The sequence below is a fragment of the uncultured Aquimarina sp. genome, assembly GCF_947496855.1.
Classification (GTDB): Bacteria; Bacteroidota; Bacteroidia; order Flavobacteriales; family Flavobacteriaceae; genus Aquimarina.
This window is the reverse complement of the sequence record NZ_CANMED010000001.1, coordinates 685,362-706,293: the sequence shown is the minus strand read 5'-3', so window position 1 is coordinate 706,293 and position 20,932 is coordinate 685,362. Positions and strand designations below refer to the sequence as shown.

The window sequence follows — 20,932 nt, the reverse complement described above, 5'->3', positions numbered from 1 at the left end:
TAATCTCATAACGTCTTATTGTTTTCATCATTACATTTCTTGTTTTTTCATTATCAAAAAGAAAGCCAAAAAAAGAAAAATCCTTAAAGAACCAGATCTATTTTTTAGAATAATGTAATGAATGTTGAGTAAATAATATATTAACAATTTTTATCTTTGATTCCTATAGAGTATCTCTATTAGATGTTAAAAAAAACAAGTATTTGAAAAAAGCCATCTATTTCATGATTCTGAGTACCATATCCTTCACGGCTATGAATTTACTCGTTAAATATTTGGTTGGTTTTAGTGCGTTTCAGCTTGTGTTTTTTAGATCCATAGGTACATTGTTCTTCACAATGCCGTTTTTGTTCTATCATAAAATTTCTATTCTTGGTAATCAAAAGAAATTACTCATATTTCGTGGTTTAGCGGGAGTTACTTCTATGGGGTTATTTTTCATGTCTGTAGAATATCTTAAGATAGGTTCTGCAGTTTCTCTTCGGTATCTTTCTCCAATTTTCGCAACCATATTGGCAGTTGTCTTTCTCAGAGAGAAGGTGAAAAATATACAATGGTTATTTTTTTTACTTGCCTTTTTTGGTGTCTTAATCATTAAAGGTTTTGATGCAGAAATTAATTCTTTTGGATTGTTACTAATTGTTTTATCAGCTTTGTTTAGTGGAGTGGTCTACGTCTTGATTAATAAGATAGGCTTACGAGATCACCCAGTAGTCATTGTGAATTATTTTATGTGGATAGCAACAATCTTAGGAGGTGTTTTTTCTGTTTTTAATTGGAAGAAAACACCAGAAGGGATCGAGTGGGGATTGTTATTGAGCTTAGGTGTTTTTGGATATTTCGGACAATTATTTATGACTAAAGCTTTTCAGTCACAGGTTACTAATAAGGTCGTTTCTCTAAAATATATGGAAGTTATTTTTACTATGATTGCAGGGATCTTCTTGTTTAGCGACAAGTATCCTTTGTTAAGTATCTTGGGTACCGCTATGGTAATTACTGGATTAGTTCTTAATATGTTTTATCGATCAAAATAAATAGTAATCATTTGTTTTATAATTAATTAAAGGTTTTATTTAAACTATTACTCCAATTTTTTTATTTAATCCACATTGTTCTACAAACTTGTTCGTGAATACTTCTCTTGTATCATCATCTAATAATTTATTCCTAGAGTCTAGCCAATGTTGTACGGTAGCAGCTCCGTACATTTTTTGTATCCTATTAAAATTGAGATTGAAATTTATTTTACCCCAATGTAATGTGTAAAGAATGTTTTTAGTTTCTAGTTTGTTCCATATTTTTTGATAGAAATTTCTGGTAATGTCTGAGTCTACTCCATCTAATTCTAAAACACATGTTTTTGGGAATTTCGTAAAGCCTAATAATGCTTCAGTACCTTTTACATATCGCAAAGAAATTCCACCAGGAAAAGGATCACCTCCATCGATGATATTCAGTATTTCTTGTACAACTTTCGCACTGTCTTTTATATCTATACCTAGTGCAGCACTTGCTACCTTTCCTCTAAATTTAGTATTATTATAAGTTTCGCCTATAGTGCCTTCTAATGCTGCTGTTTCTTTGTATGCGAGCGGAAAGAGTAGATTCACTAAACTCGGTACTATCTTTACAGATAAAGCTCCTAGACTATCCATCATAGTTTGTATTAATCCTAAGAGGTCGTCGCCGTACGTTAATCCGTTGTTGTCTCTATTTCTACGAGTATAATCATCACGATATTTTCGTTTATACGCAACTTTGATGAACACTCCTTTATCTCTATCGTTATGCTTAAAATCGTAGGGGTTAATAAGTACTTCGAAATGATATAATTCTCGATCAAGGGAAAACTGTGGAAAAGGGAGTAGGTTTTCAATAGTAGAAAAATCCTGTGTATTCATCGTATGTATTAATGCATCGTTATAGGCGACTTTATCTATACGGTGTTCTTTTAATAAAAATTTAGATTCTGTTTCTATTAATACTCCATGAATAAAACCAAAGCTACCAAAACTTACTATAGCGGAATTGAACATAATATCATCCTGAATTCTTTCGGCTCCTAACCAATCAATAAATTTATCTGACATTACCGGATTAGAATGACGTTCTAACCAAATATGTTTATCCTTGCCAACGATTAGATGTAAACCTACCACGAAATCTTGCAGTGCTCCCACGTTAAATGCAGCTCCATGTGTCCCTGTTGACAAAGCTCCTGCAATGGTTTGCCCGTTACTAGCTCCTGAAGCTTTAATAGATCTATGGGGTCTTTTTTCTTTTTCAAGTTTTGAGTTTAATTGTAGTATCGACATCCCGCATTGTGTAAAAAAAAGATTCTCTGGTATTCCTCCTTTATTTAAATAAGTGTTATCGACATATGATTTGGAAATAGAGAAGGAGAGACGTAATGATTTAGTGTCAATGATTCCTCCTTCGGATACTGCTACTTTAGAAAATGACCAACCACTGCCCATTGCTCTGAGTCGTATTTTGTTTTTTATAGCGTGCTCAATCAGCCATTGAATATTTTTAGTGGTTGCTTTATATTTTTCAGAGCTTTTGGATAAGGAATGATCGTTTCTAATTTTAAAAGAAGCGTCCTTAGTTAGTTTTTGTGTAAAATTCTGATGTCTGTTTTCCCAAGATGTGATCGGTAATATTTCTATGCCTTTTGGTAATGCCATTTTAACTATTTTTTTATTCTTATGTGTATTACAAATCCTCAATAGGTGTATCTACTGTAGCACATTCCCATTCTATAATTTGTGGTACTACAATGCCGATTGTTATAGCTGATATAAGAATGTAACCTAAATTAGTAGCGCTAGTAACTGAGTTCATTCGTTTAGATTCACAATCAGGGTCAATGTCCTTTGGTGTTACCAATCCCCAAGCGTAACTCCAAGAAGTTTTAGTGTGTTTTATCACAGAGTCATTGTCATACTCACTAACAATACGTGTTGATATACAGCTTTGACAACATAGAATAAGCATAAGTAGTAGACTTATATTTCGTAATCGAACATAATTTTGCATACCTCGTAGTTTTTAAAGGCAATTAGACGAATATTGGGAAGGAGTACGTTATGAGTTAAAAATACATATATAAAATATGTTAAAAAAGGGGGTTTTAACTGTTTTTTATTAAAGCTTACGTCTGTGAGGTAGTTAATACGTTCGCGCAACTAATGGATGTTATTAAAGTATATTTTTTTATACATTAAATAATTATATTAATTTTAAGGTATATTTTCGTATACTTTATTATATTTGTAGTAAAAAACATTAATAAAGTATAAATTTTTATACTTAAATACTGTTATTAAATTATAAAGTATATTTTTTTATACATTAAATAAATAATATGGATTTAATTAGACTTTCTGATGATGATGTATTATCAGAACTCACACAGCGTGTAAAAAAAAGAAGACTCAATCTTAATATAACCCAGGAAGAACTTTCTAAAAGGGCAGGAGTTCACGTACAAACTATCAAAAACTTTGAATCTGGTAAAGCTACAACGTTACTCACTTTTATTCAGATTTTAAGATCATTTGGAGAACTTGATGCGTTAAGTTTATTTTTGCCTGATCCGGGAATTAGCCCTATTGAATTATTGAAATTAAAAGGTAAAGAAAGAGAGAGAGCCTCAGGAAGCCCTAAAAGTAAACCTAATAAATCATCATGGTAGACGTTATTAAAATAACACTTTGGGATCAAGAACTAGGTGCTTTAAGCTGGGATACAGATAAGAAGTATGCTTCTTTTGAGTTTTTTTCTGATTTCTCGAAGAACAATTGGGATGTTTCACCCATACATATGCAGATTCTCAATTCTGACAATCGAATATATAGTTTCCCTCGTCTTAATGAAGATACTTATAAAGGATTACCTGGAATGTTATCAGATGTGTTACCGGATGATTTTGGGAATCGCTTGATTGATCAATGGTTAATGCTCAATGATATTCCTAAGGCTCAGTTTACACCTTTAGATCGATTATGTTATATAGGAAGCCGTGGGATGGGAGCTTTGGAGTTTCAACCAGCGAGGAATATTGGCAAGAAAATATCGAGTACCGTAGAAATAGATAAACTCGTAATACTTGCCCAAAAAGTATTGAATTCACGTGAACAAATAACGTTAAATATTTCTGAAACCGAACACCTAAATGAATTGATCAAGGTTGGTACTTCTGCCGGGGGGCAAAGAGCTAAGGCAATTATTGCATTTAATTCTACAACAAACGAAATTAGATCTGGACAAACCAATGTTCCAGAAGGGTTCGAGCATTACCTTTTTAAGTTTGATGGAGTGAATGATATATCTCTCGGTGATCCACAAGGATATGGAAGGATAGAATACGCATATTATTTGATGGCACTAGATTGTGGGATCGATATGGAACATTCTAGGTTGTTCGAAGAGCACGATCGTGCACATTTTATGACTAAAAGATTTGATCGATTACCTAATAATGAGAAACTGCATATGCAAACATTATGTTCACTGGCTCATTTCGATTATAAATCGCCGGGAGCATATTCTTATGAAAATGCTTTCGAAATTATGAGACAACTTAGGTTGCCTCATCTAGATGCTATTCAACTGTATAAAAGAATGCTATTAAACGTTATAGCTAGAAATCAAGATGACCATACCAAGAATATTTCATTCTTAATGAATAAACAAGGAGCCTGGAAACTATCTCCTGCATATGATATTACGTATTCATATAACCCTACTGGAATATGGACCAGTATGCACCAGATGTCTATAAACGGAAAAAGAGATGATTTTACTTTAAGTGACTTACTTAAAGTAGGAGATAAAATAAGTTATAAAAACAGTAAGGCCGAAATAGAGCAAATTTTAGAAGTAGTAAATAATTGGAGTTATTATGCTGATAAAGCGGGAATTCCTACTGAACAAGCTGCTAAATTGCAAAAAGCATTTAGAATAAATTTATAAAAGTATACAATTAGAAATAGTTTATGACACATGAGTTTTAGAGGTAAATCCAAATTGAAGTATATAACTACCAAAGGGATATTTTATATCACCCTTTTGGTGATTTCTCTTACAATACTATGTGTCTGGCAATTTGGACTGGGAAAAGAAAGAACAATTATTGAAAATTCTATATTATCCACAACGATACTGTCAGTAGTATTCTTTCTTTTTGTAACAATTGGTTTATATAAAGGAGCAAAACTAAAAGATAATCTAGGTAAAATAACAGATCGCTTAGATTTTGATAAGGAAGGAATATCAGATGTTTTTGATATCCCATCTGAGTTCCCCGACCTTGGTGATGGACTAGAGGAAATAGTATTAGGTGTTTTTTTGTGGGTTTTAATAACCATCATAATAGGAGTGTTATTATGGTTGTTTGGGGGCGTATTATGGACGATGGTGATTATATTTTTAGCAATGTTATATTGGATTTTCTTTAGAGCATTACGTTTAGTCTTCAAAAAATCACCTGTTTGTAAGGGATACTTAGTAAAAAGCACGGGGTTTGGGCTAGGTTATACCTTGCTATATAATTGTTGGATTTATATTATTATTCTGATCGCTGAATTCTTGATATAATATTAATGAGCATACGAGTACCGAGAAATTTGGTGAATATCTAGGGCAAATTATTCAAATTTGATTACAATAAGTGGGGTAAAATGTTCTAATAAAGAAACTAAATTAAGTCTCATTGTACTCATACGCTCAAAAAAATATCATGAACGTCTAATTAAAATCTTCTCTTAAATAGAACATTAATTTAGCTTTATCAGTAAAACTTTTTATAGCAAGAATTTCACCATTCAATTTATTATATATTATTTCAGCAAATAGAAAGTCTATATAAAAGACACTATAGTAAAAATCGCGATTAGCATCATTAATAGAAAAAAGATGAATTCCTTGATTCCAAATGTGATGATACTTTTTCGATAAATCTTGTGAATTAAAACGTTTTTCAAGGGTAGTTTTTTGCATAAGTAGGATTTTTAAAATTTAAAGGCAGGTACAATTTACGGAAAAACCGTAATAAAACAAATATAAAAGCTTAAAAAAACCAATAATTCCCCATTTACCACTTATTAATATGTAAAAGATCAATTAAAGTAGTTTTGATAATTAATAGAGAGAATAGAATAATATCTTATTTTCGTAGCCGAAAAATATATAGTATTGGCAACTGTTTCTCAAAATATATTTCTTACTAAAAAAGAAAAATTACATTGTATTTCTTGTGGTAAAAAAATTCCATTAGGGAAATCTTTTGTCGCAGAGAGTGAAAATCATAAAGGTACTTGTTTTGGCTGTTCTCCCTTTATAGATTATATGCTATTACCTCCAGGAAATGCTGCCATGACCAGAAGGTCTAAGAAATATTCTACCCTTTGTGGTGTAGTTCTAGCATGGAATCAACGTAGAAAACGGTATGAGCGCAGAGGACAACTTGTAGAGGAAGTTGCTATAGAAAAAGCTCGTTTAGAATGTGAGAAAGATCAAACATCTAGAGATCTTAAAAATAAGAAAGCAGCAGTGGTGAGGGAGCAAAAGGATCGTGAATTTATATTTAATTTTGCATTAGCGATCAGAGCGCAATATCCTAATTGCCCTGAAAAAAGGGAATTTGCAATTGCCACACATGCTTGTGAAAAATATAGCGGGAGAGTCGGAAGAACAGCGAGCGCAAAAGATTTTGATACGAAAATGATTGATTTGGCAGTAGAAGCACATATTCGACATACGGAAACAAATTATGATGAACAATTTGGTAAAGGAAAACGTAAAAAAGAAATCAGATCTGATATCCGATCCGATATTAACACTGTTTTGAAAAAATGGAAATAGTAAGATTAAGAAGGTTTTATTCTCTATTTTTAAAGATAAAACTTCATCGTATCGAGTAAAATGGCAAAAAAAGGAAGAGAAAAAAACACTCAGAATAAAGCAAAGCATACAAAGCTTCTGAATCGTAAAAAGAATAAACTCCGAAAAGAAAAAGAGCTTAGAGCAGAACGGTTAAAAGCAATTGTACAAAAAGTGAATGAGTCTAAGCAAAATGAATCTGATAATGAGTAAATGTTATTGCGGGAGATCACAAACTTATGATACTTGTTGTGGTAGTATTCATAAAGAGATGACACAAGCATTAAGCGCGGAAGACTTAATGAGGTCTCGTTATAGTGCTTTTGTCTTGGCGAATGGTGATTATTTAATGAAAAGTCACCATCGTTCGACCCGTCCTATTAAAGAAAAGAAATCTATTATAAATTGGGCAAAATCTGTAAAATGGATCAAATTAGAGATTTTGGATAAAACTAAAGGTTTAGAATTCGATGAAGAAGGCACCGTAGCGTTTAAGGCTTTTTATTTTGAAAATGGAGCATTAGAAGTTATTCATGAAAATTCTAGGTTTGTTAAAGAGGACGGCCGTTGGGTATATCTTAGAGAAAATTAATACAATCTAAAGTCAAAACTTATATATGTTTTATAGAAATTACACCTATTTATTTTTAAGTTTCTAAATATATAAACCCTACGACATAATCTCGCAGGGTTATTTATATATTGTAGCGGCAGGTATTCAATAAAGCAGGTTAAAGAAGGGTTAGTTTCCTAAAAATACGGTATATACAACATTGTCTACATTCCAACCTCTTTCATTAAAACATCCATTAGAAGCATCAGCATTAACAAAAGATATTTTCTTTGGTCTGATTTGTCTCTGGATATCAGCAATGTGAGCTTCAAATTGAAATTGATATATGTCCATGTTGATATCTGAGTCGCCATCTATATAATAAGAATAGTTATATGTGAATTGCTGAGCCTCTATTGGAAAGATGATAATTCCTACGGGATAACTAATACATCCTGAAGCATTAATATACTCCTCTATTTCCAATGAAGCATCACTACCACAGCCAATATCACTATTTAATGTACAACCTACTCTTTTCATGGAGGATGTTTCATTCTTTTGTTTTTGTTGTAATTCTTCTAACAATTGTAACGTTTCTTGTTGATTGGAAACATCTTTAACGGTAACAAACTGTTGTGTGTTTGAAGATTTTTGAATCTCAGGTGTTTCATTGTCTTCTTTTTGACAACTCATAATGAATACAAAAGAACAAGCAATAAGACTGAATTTTAATGCGATTTTTTTCATTTTAATAAACTTTTTGATTAAATAAAATTGGTTAATGATTGTATCAAAATTATTTAAAAAAATGAGTTTTTTTCAGTGTAAAAGTATTGTTTACCTAAAGTTAAAGTCCAGAATAAAAAAGTAATTATAAATTAATTGAAATGTCTTGTTTTTGAGGTTCTTATTAGTTTTTGAACAAAGTTTATTTCGTCAAAAAAAATTGTTAAGTATTTATTTTACAGTCTTTTATTTCTTTAAGAAGTAAGATTTTTTGTACAGCTGTTGATAACTGTAGTTTTTCTAATTTTCACTAAAAAGGGTAACAAAATGATTACTCCTGTATATAAAGGTGTAGTATCAAAAAGCGCGCTTGATAGGTACAACTTTTTGAGGCAGCTGAAAATCATAAAGAGTAGGCAAAATCTAAACATACAAATAATGAAAAAGGTATTCTTATTATCAAGAGGCTTAGACAAATTTTCTGCAAAGGAACTTAAAAACATGGAAACTATTTTAGGAGGAACAGTTAATGTTCCTGTAGAGATATATTATCCTACTAGCGGTGGCAGAAGATGTGTAGATGGTCAGATTTGGTCAGAAACATTACAGAAATGTGTTCCAGTTGTTATCGGGGTTCCTATTCAAAGTAGGTAAACGATTCAGGATATGGTATTAATTTTCTTTAGCACTAGTGCCTAATGAACGCTAAATATCACTATTTCGAATTCGTATATAGAAAAAGATTGATGTATCAATCTTTAAAATACTTGGCGAAGTCAGAGAAACTTACTTGTACAACGATATTATCTCTGAACTTCGCTTAGTATGTTAAATAAACAACATTAACTTCTTAAAACACAATTCATGCAATTCGATGCTTTAATACTCAAAGTTGCCAGTAGATGTAATCTTAATTGTTCTTATTGTTTTATGTATAATCTGGGCGATACTACGTATAAAGGACAACCTAAATTTATGTCTTATGATATGATCGATTCTATTTTAGAAAAAACTAAAAAATACATTCAGAAGTATAACAAAAAGGAGTTTTCATTTATCTTTCATGGAGGAGAGCCTTTATTAATAGAAAAAGATTTTTATAGAACTTTTATTACTAAGGCTAATATTATAAAAAAGGAGCTACAAGAGGTCGTTTTTAGATACGATATTCAGACTAATGGAGTTTTGATTGATGAAGATTGGTGCGCATTATTTAGAGAGTTACAAATATATCCAAGCACCAGTGTAGATGGTACTAGAAAAGCGCACGATATGTTCCGAGTAGATCATAAGGGTAATGGAAGTTATGATAAAGTTTTTAATGCAGTAAGATTGCTTAAAAATCAAATTGGATATGCCGATACGGTTTGTGTAATTAATATAGAAGAAGAACCAAAAGTTATTTATGAAAGTTTTAAAGAAATGCAGGTAAATTCTGTAAATTTTTTAATTCCTGATTTCACACATGATAATTATCCTTTTGATAGGGGAAAAAGCGAAATGGCAGATTGGTTGATCGCATTATTTGATATCTGGATAAAGGATCCTAATCGATATAAAATACCAATATTTATTGGAGTAATGAATAGGTTATTGGGTGTTACTGAGAATTCTAGTAATGAATCTACAGTATTAGTAATTGAAACTAATGGCGAAATTGAAGCAATTGACTCATTAAAAGCCTGTGGTCATGGATTTACTAAATCCGGTATGAGTGTATTGAGTGATGACCTTTCTGATATTAAAAATTCACCATTAGGGAAACTATATTTCGAAGATAGTACTACGAAACTGTGTGCTAAATGTTTGGAGTGTCCCATTCGAGATGTTTGTCAAGGTGGAAGATTAGTGCATCGGTTTAAAAAAGAAAATGGGTTTAATAACCCATCAGTATATTGTAAAGATCTTATAAAATTAATAGCTCATATCCAGAATACATTGATCGACCTTTTCCCGGAACTATATTCTAAAGAAAACATTGATCGTATGAAAACAGATGAAATACTAAAATATGTTGATGATACATGTAAAAAAGATCGTATAAATATCAGTTATACTGATGAGCTGGAGTTTTTTGGGCAAAATTAGCGAAATGTAATCCTAAAACTTTTTAAAATTTTGAAAATTAGTATTAATTTTAGGACTGTTTCAATCATTAACTAAATGCAGGTTTTAGTATGAAAGATAGTCTTAAAGAAAAGTATTCCATGGGCGAGTTTGCTATTGTAGATCAATGTAGCATACGAGGACATCTAAAATGTGTGTATACCACCGGAAAAGAAGTTTATCGAGATGGTCGTAATGGTCGTAAAACAATTCATTGGTGGAGAATGTCATATATAGGAAGAGCTTGCACTAGAAAATGGGGTAGACGTGCAGGTGTTTTATATGAGGCATTTTTTGCAATACCACATTATATCGGGATTTTCTTTGGGAATCTAATAGGTTATATTGCTTTTGTTTTTTTAGGAGCTAAAGGACAATGACTTTTTATTTAATTAAAAATCAGGTTAAAATATATTTCCCAACAATAAACTGTTAAAAACTTGTTTTCTTTTTCTCCTAAAAAAACAAGTTCTTTGTTGTCGGAAAAAAAAAGTCATTGGAAGAACAAGTTGTTACAGTAAAGAAATTTACTAGAAATAATTTCTTTAAAAATACCTATTGTGTATTTAAGGGAGTGCGATTAAGAGAAATCTCAAGAAGAAAACTACACTACAGAAGTGAGTCTGGTAGTACCTATTATTATACAACCAATGGAGTTTATCGATTATCGAATCATTGGGGAAGAGCTGCCAAATGTAATTGGAGATTGGTGTCAGAGATTCCTGTAGAGATTGATGATCTTCGTTTGGGTTATGCAGATTGGACAGATTTTAGAGAAAATTTAAGTGAAGATGTAGATGCTTATTATATAGCTGTAGACTTCGAAACGAAAACAGTAAGTTATAAGCATAAAGATAATCCTGCCTATAATTATATTGCTATAATAAGACCGGTAGATGCTACGCGTAAATTGATCAAGCAAATCAAAAATCTGCTAGAAGATCATAAATGGGCAAAATATTATGATTATGATGATTTAGATGAATTTAGAAAAGAAGTAATTCTGGAATTAGTTAATACCAATAAATCATTAAATGAAATACGAAGGGAATTGGCTGCTTATTAACTATTCCTATTCTGGCATCACCACATAACTATCATCATTTGGAACTTTAGGAAATTGTTTGTTTTTCCATTGCTTTTTTGCTTCTTCTAATTTTTCTTTACTGGATGATACAAAGTTCCAATAGATATGTCTTTCTTCAGGAAATGGTTGGCCACCAAATAATAATAGATGCGTATTGGGCTCTAAAATAACAGAACAACTATCTTCAATTTTAGAAACTAACATATTTCCTTTCGAAATAGTGTTTTCACAGGCTTGTATTTCTCCTTCTACAATACAAATACCAATTTCTCCTTCTAGTTCTCCTTTAATCCGTAATTCGTAACGTTCTTCATTCTTTACTTCTACCATAAAAAGTTCTGAATGAACCGGTAATGGAGATTCTTTTCCATATCCTTTTCCGGCAATAAGTTTAAAAGCAGTAGTTCCATCCATCCATTTAGGTAATTCATTATTGTCTAAATGATGAAACTCTGGCATGACATCTTCTAAATCCTTCGGTAGTGCTACCCAAATCTGGTATCCATGAGTTAAGAACTCAGAACCATCACGCATGTCCATTGGGGTTCGTTCTGTGTGTGTAACTCCTTTACCAGCGACCATCCAGTTTACTGATCCTGGAGAAATACGCTGATTCGTTCCGATACTATCCTTATGCATCATCTCTCCATCTAGCAGATAAGTCAAAGTTGATAAACCAATATGAGGATGCTGATCCACATCCATATACTTTCCTTTTTTTATAATTGTAGGACCCATATGGTCTATAAAAATGAAAGGTCCTACCATTCTTTTTTTTCTAAATGGAATGAGTCTTCCTACCAGAAAATCACCAATGTCGCGACTACGTTCTTCTATTATTAATCCTTGGTTAGACATTAAAACAGTTTTTTGTGTTTAGAATTTCTAAAATACATTTTTTATGAAGAGTATGTCGTTAAATAAATATTAACGACTGATAGTATTATGAACAGAAGTTTCTACTTTAAATTATTTTACTATCTTTTCCCAGCCAATCTTAAATAACCTAAACTAACCAATGGAAATATTTTCTTCTTATAATGTAATTATAGGCATTTCTTTGACTATTATTTTATCTTTTATTTTTAATGGAATTGCCAAAAAAACAAATATCCCTGCAGTATTAATGCTGATCATTTTAGGGGTTATTTATCAATATGGTATCAAAGCTATTGGAGGTGAGGAGATTGATTTCTTTCCGATGCTAGAAGTGTTAGGTATTGTTGGTTTAATAATGATCGTACTGGAGGCTGCATTAGAATTAAAACTAAAACGAGAAAAATTAGTTCCTATTCTAAAATCTTTTGGGATAGCTTTAATTGGACTTGTTGCTTCTGCTTATGTTGCTGCAGTTATATTAAAAGCACTAATTGATGGAATGACCTGGCAATCTGCATTGTTATATGCCACGCCTTTGTCTATTCTGTCTAGTGCTATTATTATACCGAGTGTTGCGGGGTTATCAGAAGTTAAAAAAGAGTTTCACGTATATGAGAGTACATTCTCAGATATCTTGGGAATTATGATGTTTTATTTCCTTACCGGAAAATTAAATCCTGCAGAAGATGCTGGAGTAGCAGGTTTTGCTTTTAATCTAATTCTTACCATTATAATTTCTTTAATAGCTAGTTATGGGATTATCCTGATTTTTCAGAAAATTAAAAGTCAGGTTAAGTTATTTCTATTAATTGCTGTTTTATTGCTGTTATATGGTTTGGGGAAAAAGATGCATTTATCGTCATTGATAATTGTATTAATATTTGGACTTGTGATAGCCAATATGAAGTTGTTTTTTAAATGGAAACTGGAAAGTCTTTTAGATTTCGAAAAAGCTAAATCTATTTATCACGAATTACACGTGATTACTGCCGAAACTGCGTTTGTGGTTAGAACATTGTTTTTTGTAATTTTTGGAATTACTATAACACTTTCTTCATTATTAAATCTAAAAGTTACCTTAATAAGCATATTGATTATCATTTCTATCTATATCATCCGATATGTATTATTGCGATTATTTATCGGAAAAGATATTTCGCCACAATTGTTCATTGCACCTAGAGGATTAATCACGGTACTATTATTTTATGCAATTCCAGCAGAAGCAATGGTTCCCGGATTCGAACCGGGAATTTTATTATTTGTAATTATCGGAACGAGCTTAATTATGACAGGTGGAATGATACGTGATAAAAGAATTAAAGGAGCAGCACTTACTCCAGAGCAAGTCGAAGCAGCAGCGGATGCAGAAATGGAATTTATCATGAATACGACTACGGATCTCAGTGAAATAGAAGATGCTGATAATGATGAAGAAGAAGAAATCCTAGAATAAGTAATTACAATGAAACGATTACATCGGTTAACAGCGATCTTGGTAAAATTACAATCTAAAAAAGTGGTTCAAGCTTCCGATTTGGCTGATAAATTCGATGTGAGTGTACGGACTATCTATCGGGATATGCTAGCATTATCTGATGCTGGAGTCCCGATAGGAGCAGAAGCTGGTACGGGTTATTTTTTGGTTGATGGATATTCACTACCTCCAATTATGTTTAGCGAAAAAGAAGCCAATGCTCTGATAACAGCTTCTAAAATAATACAAACTAACAATGATGAATCCCTAATTTCTGATTTTATTGAAGCTATAGAAAAGGTGAAGGCGATTTTAAATACAACCCAAAAAGAAAAATTAGAACTTTTAGAAAAACGAATCGTTAGTCCTCCCAATAAAAAATCTCCGTCTAGTTCATATTTATCCGTTATCCAGAAGGCTATTACTGATGTAAGAGTTCTTAAAATCCAATATACATCGGCATCTAAGGAATATACCGAACGCACAATAGAACCACTTGGAGTATATTTCACCAATACTATTTGGGTAATGATTGCATACTGTAGATTACGTAAAGATTATCGCGAATTTAGAACTGATAGGATTATTAACCTCATCGAAACATCGGACTTATTTTCTCCTAAATTCTTTACACTAGAAGATTATTTTAAGAAATATAGAGAAAATTAATAATACACTACTGACATAAGGTTGTCATAGGCCTGTGGTAATTTTGACTGAAATCAAATATTGTATCACTTAATTCACACAATTATGCTTAGTATGTTTTTATGCTGCGCAACTACATTTAGTCAAAACCAAAACCTTATGAAAAATAAACCATACATTATCGAAGTTGTATCATTTGAAGCAAATCCCAAATATTCCGAAGAAGAAATAAAAACTGCATTAATTTCTTTAAATGATATTATAAAATTATACGACGGATTTATAGATAGAATTACTGCTAGTGATGAAAATGGTAACTATATGGATCTATTATATTGGACAGACATGGAAGCTGCTAAAAAAGCGGGAGATGATATTATGAAAAATGCAAAGGCTGTTGCAATTTTTGAAGTTATCAAACCTGAGACTATGAAAATGTACCATCTAGATGTTTTTAATCAGTTCGAAGAATAGTATATATTTAAAACTCATTAGTATGTTATTAGATTTAAAAACAACCACACAACATAAAGATAAAATGATTCCAGATCATATTTTGAACCGAAAAGGAGCAAGAAGTTTTAAGGATCTTGATCCTGAAGTTATAAATTATTTGAATAAGGGTCTTATTGAAACCGCCAATTTAATGGAGTGGTTAGCAGTAGATCAGTTAAAACTGTTAAAAATAATATTGGACGAATTGAATAAATCGGATTGGTATGATAATTTTTATGAAGCTGTTTCTAATCAAAAAAAACCTAGTGCCAATAGTAATACAAAAATAATAGGGATGACTTTCGCCCAGCTTAGTTATGATACTGCCATTATTGAATATTTGACTAATCATACTTCTGATGTTCCGAGATGTTGGGCTGCTCAATATTATGCTGCAATAGATATGTCTATTACAGAAAGACTACATACAATTAAACCTTATGCGGCAGATTCTCATTTTGGGGTTAGAGAAGTTGCTATTTTTTCTGCAAAAGATTATATTATTCAGGATCTAGATCAAGCAGTCATGATATTGTCTAATTGGACAAAAGATGCTAATGAAAATATTAGGCGATATGCAGTAGAAGCTACAAGACCTATAGGTGTTTGGACCAAAAAAATAGATATACTGAAAGAATTTCCGGAAAAAGCAATGGATATTTTGGAACCTTTGAAATCTGATACTTCCAAATATGTGAAAGATTCTGTTGGTAATTGGTTAAATGATGCCAGTAAAACCAGGCCTGACTGGGTCCTGAAAATTTGTAATCGATGGGAAAACGATTCCACAGCTAAAGATACAGCCTATATCATTAAGAAAGCATTGCGTACGATCAAAAAATAGTTTAGATTATTGTTGTTGATTCTTCAGTATATCCTAGGATTATCAAATTAAAAATCATTATGCAAAATAATTATTAAATAATCATTAAATCTTATTCTTTTTTGAAATTTATTTAAGAGATATTTTGAAGTTTTTCATAGCTTTAAACTCCTTTTCAAATCATATTAACAAGAAGGTGATCTCATAAAATTGGTCTTAAGAATAAGTTATGAAAGTACTTCACACAAGTTTAGAGTGTTATCCTTTAGCAAAAGTCGGGGGGCTAGGAGATGTTGTGGGTTCTTTGCCTAAATATTTAACTGATTTAGATTGTGTTACTGAGGTTATTATACCTTTTTTTGATAACGAAAAAATTAATGATCTTTCATGTGAAGAAGTTTATAATGGCTCTTTAGATTTAGGTAAGAATACATTCGATTTTAGTATTAAAAAAGTATTGTCTGTAGATTTTGGATTTCAGATATATCTGGTATATCAAGAAGAGTTGCTGCATAGACCTAATGTATATAGTTACGAAGATGATACAGAACGATTTTTAGCTTTTCAATTGGCAGTATTGAATTGGCTATTAGATACTGAAACAAAACCAGATGTTATACATTGTCACGATCATCACACAGGATTAATACCTTTTTTGATTTCGCAAGTCAATAAGTATAACAGTTTAATAGATATACCTACAGTACTTACAATTCATAATGCTCAATATCAAGGTCAGTTTTCGTATGACAAATTAGACTATATCCCACAATTTGACTTAGCAAATATAGGTTTATTAGATTGGGACCATTGTATCAACCCATTGGCTTCCGGTATTAAATGCGCATGGAGAGTAACGACAGTCTCACCAAGTTATATGGATGAGTTACAGCATCAAGCTAATGGTTTAGAAGGACTTTTATCTCACGAGAAAGCGAAATGCGTCGGGATTTTAAATGGAATAGATCATGATACTTGGAATCCAGAAACAGATCCAATGGTTGTAAAAAACTATGGAACAAAAAATATAATTTCTGGAAGAAAGGCTAATAAAGAATGGCTCTGTCAAGAATTTAATTTTGATTTGAACAAACCTTTATTTGCTTTCATAGGTCGATTGGTGTATGAAAAGGGAGCAGATTTGTTGCCAGCAATAATAGCAGAAGCATTACAACATCTGGATGTCAATATCTTAATTTTAGGATCTGGTAATTCTGAAATCGAATCTCGATTACTAGAAGTAAAACAACATTTTCCTAATACCTATAACACTTATATTGGATATGATGAAAAACTATCACATATCATATATGCAGGTGCTGATTTTTTAATAATGCCATCACGTGTTGAACCTTGTGGTTTAAATCAAATGTATGCATTACGATATGGATTAATACCTATTGTTAGACGCACAGGTGGTTTAAAGGATACCGTGATAGATATTGGAAATAAAGGTTTTGGAATCTGTCTAGATAGAGCAAATGTTGAGGATGTTTATTATTCAATTAGAAGGGGAGTTGAATTTTATAACGATCAAAAATTTTACAGGAAAACACAAAAGGAAATACTAAAAATTGATCATTCTTGGAATAATTCAGCAAAGCAATACATCGAATTATACAAATCTTTAAAACAACTAAAATGATTAACAAAAAAGTCCTCGCAATTATCCTTGGTGGAGGGCAAGGAAGCCGATTAGAACCATTAACAGAAAGTAGATCAAAACCAGCCGTATCCATTGCTGGTAAATATCGATTGGTAGATATTCCAATTACGAATTGTATACATTCTGATATCAAAAGAATGTTTGTATTAACGCAATTCAATTCTGCTTCTTTAAACAGTCATCTTAAGAATACATATATTTTTAGTTCTTTTAGTCAAGCTTTTGTAGATGTATTAGCTGCAGAACAGACTCCACATAATAAGACGTGGTTTCAAGGTACTGCAGATGCTGTGAGACAATCCATGCATCACTTTCTTAATCATGATTTTGAATACGCATTGATTTTATCGGGTGATCAATTATATCAAATGGATTTTAACGATATGATAGAGGCACATATAGAAAAAGGAGCGGATATCTCCATTGCAACTTTACCCGTAAACCCTAAAGATGCTACTGATTTTGGAATTCTCAAAACAGATGAAGATAGTTTTATCTCTTCCTTTACAGAAAAACCGAGTACTGATAAATTACCAGGTTGGGAATCTGAAGTAAGTGATGAAATGAAAAGCCAAAATCGTCACTACCTGGCGTCAATGGGGATATATATATTTAATAGACAATTATTAGTTGATCTCCTTTCTGATCCTAGTAGGATTGATTTTGGTAAAGAAATTATTCCTCAGTCTATAGATACGCATAAAGTATTGGCGTATCAATACGAAGGGTATTGGACAGATATCGGTACCATCTCGTCATTTTTTGAGGCGAATATTGAGTTGGCTAATGACATCCCTAAGTTTGACTTGTTTGATAACGATAGAAATATTCTTACCAGACCACGTATACTTCCTCCTTCAAAAATATCAGGAACTTGTTTGGATAAATCCATGATTGCAGAAGGCTGCTTAATACAAGCTAAGCAAATAGAGCAATCAGTGATAGGTATTCGATCAAGAATAGGAAAGGATACCGTTATAAAAAATACCTATATGATTGGTAGCGATAAATATCAGGATTTAGAAGAATTACAAACTGATGCTAAAGAAAATAGACCTTATATAGGAGTAGGAGAACGATGTGTTATCAATAATGCTATTATTGATAAAGATTCCAGAATTGGTAATAATGTTATTATTGATGGTGGTCCACACCTAAAGGACACCAAAAATGATCGTTATGTTATAAAAGATGGAATCGTTGTCGTTAAAAAAGGTGCGGTGATTCCTGATGACTTCAAAATCTAATACTCAGAATTTTTAGTTTATTTCATAAGATTTTATGTTGAATACAATTTTATGCAAGGTGAACTTTGTGACTAATTACAGTAGTATTTTGTAAATGAAACTATTATATGTGATGAATCATAAATATAAAGTAAACCTTAAGAAGTATAGAGTGAGTTTCATAAATAAGCATTAAGTTACTCATTATATTCTCAAAATGGGAAACATGACTGATTCTTTTTTGAATCAAAATTGTATCATAAAATTAGTTGTATGATCATCCCTTTAAAAGCAATTAAAATAGTAGTAATAGTTAACCCATAATATGAGTAAAGTAATAGCACATAGTGTATTTTCTGAATTTGATATCAATCTTTTTAAGGGTGGAAAACATTACAGACTGTATGAAAAATTCGGATCACACATTACTACAGTAAACGGTGTAAAAGGAACATACTTTGCTGTTTGGGCACCATCTGCGAAGTCGGTTTCTGTTATTGGGGATTTTAATTTTTGGATAGAAGGAGAACATATATTAAACGTTCGTTGGGATGAATCAGGGATATGGGAAGGTTTTGTTCCCGAAGTTGGAAAAGGGAATACTTATAAATATAAGATTCACTCCCATAATAATGATATTGAGACAGAAAAAGCAGATCCGTACGCTCGTAGATGTGAGCATCCACCAAAAACAGCTTCTGTAGTTTGGGAAGATTCTTATAGCTGGAACGATGAAAAATGGATGAAAAAAAGAAAGAAGAACAATGCTATTGATGCTCCTTTTTCTGTGTATGAAGTTCATTTAGGATCCTGGAAAAGAAAAATAGAAGAAGATAGATCACTCTCTTATGTCGAATTAGCAGATGAATTAGTTTCTTATGTAAAAGAAATGAACTTTACACATGTAGAATTAATGCCAATAATGGAGTATCCTTATGATCCTTCATGGGGGTATCAGCTTACTGGTTATTTTGCACCTACTTCGCGTTTTGGTTATCCTGAAGAGTTTAAAATATTAGTTGATAAATTACATCAAAATGACATAGGAATTCTATTAGATTGGGTTCCATCTCATTTTCCTGAAGATGCTCACGGATTAGGATTCTTTGATGGATCTTGTTTATATGAACATCCCGATAAGAAAAAAGGATATCATCCAGACTGGAAAAGTCTGATATTTAATTATGGACGTAATGAAGTAAAAAGTTTTTTGATCAGTAATGCTATTTTTTGGTTAGATCAATATCATGCCGATGGTTTACGAGTTGATGCGGTTGCTTCTATGTTATTCCTGGATTATTCCAGAGAAGAAGGAGAATGGGAACCAAACAAGTATGGAGGAAGAGAAAACTTAGATGCTATTGATTTTATGAAAGAACTTAATGAAGAAGTTTATAAAAGTTTCACTGATGTACAGATGATTGCAGAAGAATCTACTTCATTCCCTATGGTCTCTAAACCAACTTTTCTTGGAGGTCTTGGTTTTGGCATGAAATGGATGATGGGTTGGATGCACGATACCTTAGAGTATTTTGCAAAAGAACCTATCTACAAAAAGCATCATCAGAATGATCTAACTTTCAGTATGACATATGCTTTTACAGAAAATTTTATGCTTCCATTATCGCATGATGAAGTGGTGTATGGTAAAAAAAGCATTATCGGTAGAATGCCAGGAGATGAGTGGCAACAGTTTGCTAATCTACGATTGTTGTACAGCTATATGTTTACACATCCAGGTACCAATCTATTGTTCATGGGAGCAGAATTTGGACAACGAGAAGAGTGGAATTTTCAGAGTAGTTTAGACTGGCATTTATTACAATATGACTATCATTCGGGAATCAAAAATATAATTACGGATCTTAATGCATTATATAAAAATTATCCTGCATTATACGAGAAGCAATTTAATGCAGATGGTTTTGAGTGGATTAGCTATGATGATCATGAGAATTCTGTAGTAGCATATATCCGAAAAGGATATAAAGAGAAAGATTCTTTGGTGGTTGCTTGTAATTTTACGCCAGTGCCTAGAATTAAATATAGAATTGGGTTACCTTCTAAAGGGAAACTAGTACAACTATTTAATAGTAACGACAAAAACTATGGAGGAACCGGAGATTTTAAGGATAATGAAATCGCTATAGAAAAAATGAATTGGCATTATAGAAATTATGCTGCAGAGATCAACATTCCTCCGCTGGGAGCTGTTGTTTTTAAAATAGATAATTGAAAATCTAAAGATGAAAATCAATATGTGTTTTGAATATTATTTTGGCCCTTTTTTTATAGCATATTAAATAATTGTTAATAGAACTAAGTTTCAAACGTTTTCGTTAATTTTTATTGATA

Annotated in this window: 23 protein-coding genes; 18 read left to right on the top strand and 5 right to left on the bottom strand. The window is 31.8% G+C overall.

Annotation, left to right across the window (positions count from 1 at the left end):
* The first annotated feature begins 137 nt into the window (after positions 1 to 137).
* Positions 138 to 1,037, top strand: coding sequence for a DMT family transporter (locus Q0921_RS03110; RefSeq protein WP_367183319.1), 900 nt, complete (start codon positions 138 to 140; stop codon positions 1,035 to 1,037).
* A gap of 39 nt (positions 1,038 to 1,076) precedes the next feature.
* On the opposite strand, the gene Q0921_RS03105 is transcribed toward Q0921_RS03110, so the two are convergent.
* Together Q0921_RS03105 and Q0921_RS03100 are read right to left on the bottom strand one after the other, a co-directional pair.
* Positions 1,077 to 2,690 carry a hypothetical protein gene (locus Q0921_RS03105; RefSeq protein ID WP_299253141.1) on the bottom strand — a complete coding sequence of 538 codons (1,614 nt, stop codon included), beginning with the start codon at positions 2,688 to 2,690 and terminating at the stop codon, positions 1,077 to 1,079.
* A gap of 28 nt (positions 2,691 to 2,718) precedes the next feature.
* On the bottom strand, positions 2,719 to 3,042 hold the full coding sequence (locus Q0921_RS03100) for a hypothetical protein (protein WP_299253138.1): 324 nt from the start codon (positions 3,040 to 3,042) through the stop codon (positions 2,719 to 2,721).
* A gap of 328 nt (positions 3,043 to 3,370) precedes the next feature.
* Here Q0921_RS03100 and Q0921_RS03095 point away from each other — a divergent pair, with 328 nt between their 5' ends.
* The 3 genes from Q0921_RS03095 to Q0921_RS03085 are packed head-to-tail and all read left to right on the top strand — an operon-like array spanning position 3,371 to position 5,604.
* A complete protein-coding gene (locus tag Q0921_RS03095; RefSeq protein WP_299253135.1) occupies positions 3,371 to 3,700 on the top strand; it encodes a helix-turn-helix transcriptional regulator in 330 nt (109 codons plus the stop codon).
* Positions 3,694 to 4,980, top strand: coding sequence for a type II toxin-antitoxin system HipA family toxin (locus Q0921_RS03090; protein WP_299253132.1), 1,287 nt, complete (start codon positions 3,694 to 3,696; stop codon positions 4,978 to 4,980). Before Q0921_RS03095 ends, Q0921_RS03090 begins: the two co-directional genes overlap by 7 nt.
* A gap of 30 nt (positions 4,981 to 5,010) precedes the next feature.
* The gene (locus Q0921_RS03085; protein ID WP_299253129.1) at positions 5,011 to 5,604 is read left to right on the top strand and encodes a hypothetical protein; all 594 of its coding nucleotides are present in this window, start codon (positions 5,011 to 5,013) and stop codon (positions 5,602 to 5,604) included.
* 150 nt (positions 5,605 to 5,754) lie between these two features.
* Here the strand turns inward: Q0921_RS03085 and Q0921_RS03080 are convergent, their stop codons facing one another.
* The gene (locus Q0921_RS03080; protein ID WP_299253126.1) at positions 5,755 to 6,006 is read right to left on the bottom strand and encodes a hypothetical protein; all 252 of its coding nucleotides are present in this window, start codon (positions 6,004 to 6,006) and stop codon (positions 5,755 to 5,757) included.
* A gap of 195 nt (positions 6,007 to 6,201) precedes the next feature.
* Between Q0921_RS03080 and Q0921_RS03075 the strand changes: the two genes are divergently transcribed.
* Genes Q0921_RS03075 through Q0921_RS03065 form a run of 3 tightly spaced genes read left to right on the top strand, consistent with a single transcriptional unit; the run spans position 6,202 to position 7,480 of the window.
* Positions 6,202 to 6,870: a DUF2293 domain-containing protein gene (locus Q0921_RS03075; RefSeq protein ID WP_299253123.1), complete on the top strand. Its 669-nt coding sequence runs from the start codon at positions 6,202 to 6,204 to the stop codon at positions 6,868 to 6,870.
* Between the two features lie 60 nt (positions 6,871 to 6,930).
* Entirely contained in the window at positions 6,931 to 7,101 is a 171-nt protein-coding gene (locus Q0921_RS03070; protein WP_299253121.1) for a hypothetical protein, read from the top strand.
* Positions 7,094 to 7,480 (top strand): YchJ family metal-binding protein, encoded by a 387-nt coding sequence (locus Q0921_RS03065; RefSeq protein ID WP_299253118.1) that lies wholly within the window; start codon positions 7,094 to 7,096, stop codon positions 7,478 to 7,480. The genes Q0921_RS03070 and Q0921_RS03065 overlap by 8 nt, the downstream gene beginning before the upstream one ends.
* A 150-nt stretch (positions 7,481 to 7,630) precedes the next feature.
* Here the strand turns inward: Q0921_RS03065 and Q0921_RS03060 are convergent, their stop codons facing one another.
* Positions 7,631 to 8,191 carry a hypothetical protein gene (locus Q0921_RS03060; protein WP_299253115.1) on the bottom strand — a complete coding sequence of 187 codons (561 nt, stop codon included), beginning with the start codon at positions 8,189 to 8,191 and terminating at the stop codon, positions 7,631 to 7,633.
* 417 nt (positions 8,192 to 8,608) lie between these two features.
* Here Q0921_RS03060 and Q0921_RS03055 point away from each other — a divergent pair, with 417 nt between their 5' ends.
* From Q0921_RS03055 to Q0921_RS03040, 4 genes are all read left to right on the top strand, one after another.
* Entirely contained in the window at positions 8,609 to 8,824 is a 216-nt protein-coding gene (locus tag Q0921_RS03055; protein ID WP_299253112.1) for a hypothetical protein, read from the top strand.
* A 210-nt stretch (positions 8,825 to 9,034) separates the two neighbouring features.
* A complete protein-coding gene (locus Q0921_RS03050; protein ID WP_299253108.1) occupies positions 9,035 to 10,258 on the top strand; it encodes a radical SAM protein in 1,224 nt (407 codons plus the stop codon).
* Between the two features lie 89 nt (positions 10,259 to 10,347).
* Positions 10,348 to 10,656: a hypothetical protein gene (locus tag Q0921_RS03045; protein WP_299253105.1), complete on the top strand. Its 309-nt coding sequence runs from the start codon at positions 10,348 to 10,350 to the stop codon at positions 10,654 to 10,656.
* Positions 10,657 to 10,772: 116 nt separating this feature from the next.
* Positions 10,773 to 11,342 carry a hypothetical protein gene (locus tag Q0921_RS03040; protein ID WP_299253102.1) on the top strand — a complete coding sequence of 190 codons (570 nt, stop codon included), beginning with the start codon at positions 10,773 to 10,775 and terminating at the stop codon, positions 11,340 to 11,342.
* A gap of 6 nt (positions 11,343 to 11,348) precedes the next feature.
* Here Q0921_RS03040 and Q0921_RS03035 read toward each other — a convergent pair whose 3' ends face one another.
* Positions 11,349 to 12,221, bottom strand: a complete 873-nt coding sequence (locus tag Q0921_RS03035) for a pirin family protein (RefSeq protein ID WP_299253099.1) — start codon at positions 12,219 to 12,221, stop codon at positions 11,349 to 11,351.
* A 160-nt stretch (positions 12,222 to 12,381) separates the two neighbouring features.
* Between Q0921_RS03035 and Q0921_RS03030 the strand changes: the two genes are divergently transcribed.
* From Q0921_RS03030 to glgB, 7 genes are all read left to right on the top strand, one after another.
* A complete protein-coding gene (locus Q0921_RS03030; RefSeq protein WP_299253096.1) occupies positions 12,382 to 13,698 on the top strand; it encodes a cation:proton antiporter in 1,317 nt (438 codons plus the stop codon).
* A 9-nt stretch (positions 13,699 to 13,707) separates the two neighbouring features.
* Positions 13,708 to 14,388, top strand: coding sequence for a YafY family protein (locus tag Q0921_RS03025; RefSeq protein WP_299253093.1), 681 nt, complete (start codon positions 13,708 to 13,710; stop codon positions 14,386 to 14,388).
* A gap of 138 nt (positions 14,389 to 14,526) precedes the next feature.
* Complete coding sequence (locus tag Q0921_RS03020; protein ID WP_299253090.1) at positions 14,527 to 14,841, top strand: hypothetical protein; 315 nt, start codon at positions 14,527 to 14,529, stop codon at positions 14,839 to 14,841.
* 22 nt (positions 14,842 to 14,863) lie between these two features.
* The gene (locus Q0921_RS03015) at positions 14,864 to 15,706 is read left to right on the top strand and encodes a DNA alkylation repair protein (protein WP_299253087.1); all 843 of its coding nucleotides are present in this window, start codon (positions 14,864 to 14,866) and stop codon (positions 15,704 to 15,706) included.
* Positions 15,707 to 15,914: 208 nt separating this feature from the next.
* Positions 15,915 to 17,330 (top strand): glycogen synthase, encoded by a 1,416-nt coding sequence (locus Q0921_RS03010; protein ID WP_299253084.1) that lies wholly within the window; start codon positions 15,915 to 15,917, stop codon positions 17,328 to 17,330.
* Positions 17,327 to 18,598, top strand: coding sequence for a glucose-1-phosphate adenylyltransferase (locus Q0921_RS03005; protein WP_299253081.1), 1,272 nt, complete (start codon positions 17,327 to 17,329; stop codon positions 18,596 to 18,598). Before Q0921_RS03010 ends, Q0921_RS03005 begins: the two co-directional genes overlap by 4 nt.
* Before the next feature lie 304 nt (positions 18,599 to 18,902).
* The gene (gene glgB, locus Q0921_RS03000) at positions 18,903 to 20,813 is read left to right on the top strand and encodes a 1,4-alpha-glucan branching protein GlgB (protein ID WP_299253079.1); all 1,911 of its coding nucleotides are present in this window, start codon (positions 18,903 to 18,905) and stop codon (positions 20,811 to 20,813) included.
* Positions 20,814 to 20,932 lie beyond the last annotated feature (119 nt).

Bases quoted from the DNA above. Each gene is read 5' to 3' on its own strand.
- Q0921_RS03105 (WP_299253141.1), bottom strand. From the start codon at position 2,690: ATGGCATTACCAAAAGGCATAGAAATATTACCGATCACATCTTGGGAA.
- Q0921_RS03100 (WP_299253138.1), bottom strand. From the start codon at position 3,042: ATGCAAAATTATGTTCGATTACGAAATATAAGTCTACTACTTATGCTT.
- Q0921_RS03095 (WP_299253135.1), top strand. From the start codon at position 3,371: ATGGATTTAATTAGACTTTCTGATGATGATGTATTATCAGAACTCACA.
- Q0921_RS03090 (WP_299253132.1), top strand. From the start codon at position 3,694: ATGGTAGACGTTATTAAAATAACACTTTGGGATCAAGAACTAGGTGCT.
- Q0921_RS03085 (WP_299253129.1), top strand. From the start codon at position 5,011: ATGAGTTTTAGAGGTAAATCCAAATTGAAGTATATAACTACCAAAGGG.
- Q0921_RS03080 (WP_299253126.1), bottom strand. From the start codon at position 6,006: ATGCAAAAAACTACCCTTGAAAAACGTTTTAATTCACAAGATTTATCG.
- Q0921_RS03070 (WP_299253121.1), top strand. From the start codon at position 6,931: ATGGCAAAAAAAGGAAGAGAAAAAAACACTCAGAATAAAGCAAAGCAT.
- Q0921_RS03065 (WP_299253118.1), top strand. From the start codon at position 7,094: ATGAGTAAATGTTATTGCGGGAGATCACAAACTTATGATACTTGTTGT.
- Q0921_RS03060 (WP_299253115.1), bottom strand. From the start codon at position 8,191: ATGAAAAAAATCGCATTAAAATTCAGTCTTATTGCTTGTTCTTTTGTA.
- Q0921_RS03055 (WP_299253112.1), top strand. From the start codon at position 8,609: ATGAAAAAGGTATTCTTATTATCAAGAGGCTTAGACAAATTTTCTGCA.
- Q0921_RS03050 (WP_299253108.1), top strand. From the start codon at position 9,035: ATGCAATTCGATGCTTTAATACTCAAAGTTGCCAGTAGATGTAATCTT.
- Q0921_RS03045 (WP_299253105.1), top strand. From the start codon at position 10,348: ATGAAAGATAGTCTTAAAGAAAAGTATTCCATGGGCGAGTTTGCTATT.
- Q0921_RS03035 (WP_299253099.1), bottom strand. From the start codon at position 12,221: ATGTCTAACCAAGGATTAATAATAGAAGAACGTAGTCGCGACATTGGT.
- Q0921_RS03030 (WP_299253096.1), top strand. From the start codon at position 12,382: ATGGAAATATTTTCTTCTTATAATGTAATTATAGGCATTTCTTTGACT.
- Q0921_RS03025 (WP_299253093.1), top strand. From the start codon at position 13,708: ATGAAACGATTACATCGGTTAACAGCGATCTTGGTAAAATTACAATCT.
- Q0921_RS03020 (WP_299253090.1), top strand. From the start codon at position 14,527: ATGAAAAATAAACCATACATTATCGAAGTTGTATCATTTGAAGCAAAT.
- Q0921_RS03015 (WP_299253087.1), top strand. From the start codon at position 14,864: ATGTTATTAGATTTAAAAACAACCACACAACATAAAGATAAAATGATT.
- Q0921_RS03010 (WP_299253084.1), top strand. From the start codon at position 15,915: ATGAAAGTACTTCACACAAGTTTAGAGTGTTATCCTTTAGCAAAAGTC.
- Q0921_RS03005 (WP_299253081.1), top strand. From the start codon at position 17,327: ATGATTAACAAAAAAGTCCTCGCAATTATCCTTGGTGGAGGGCAAGGA.
- glgB (WP_299253079.1), top strand. From the start codon at position 18,903: ATGAGTAAAGTAATAGCACATAGTGTATTTTCTGAATTTGATATCAAT.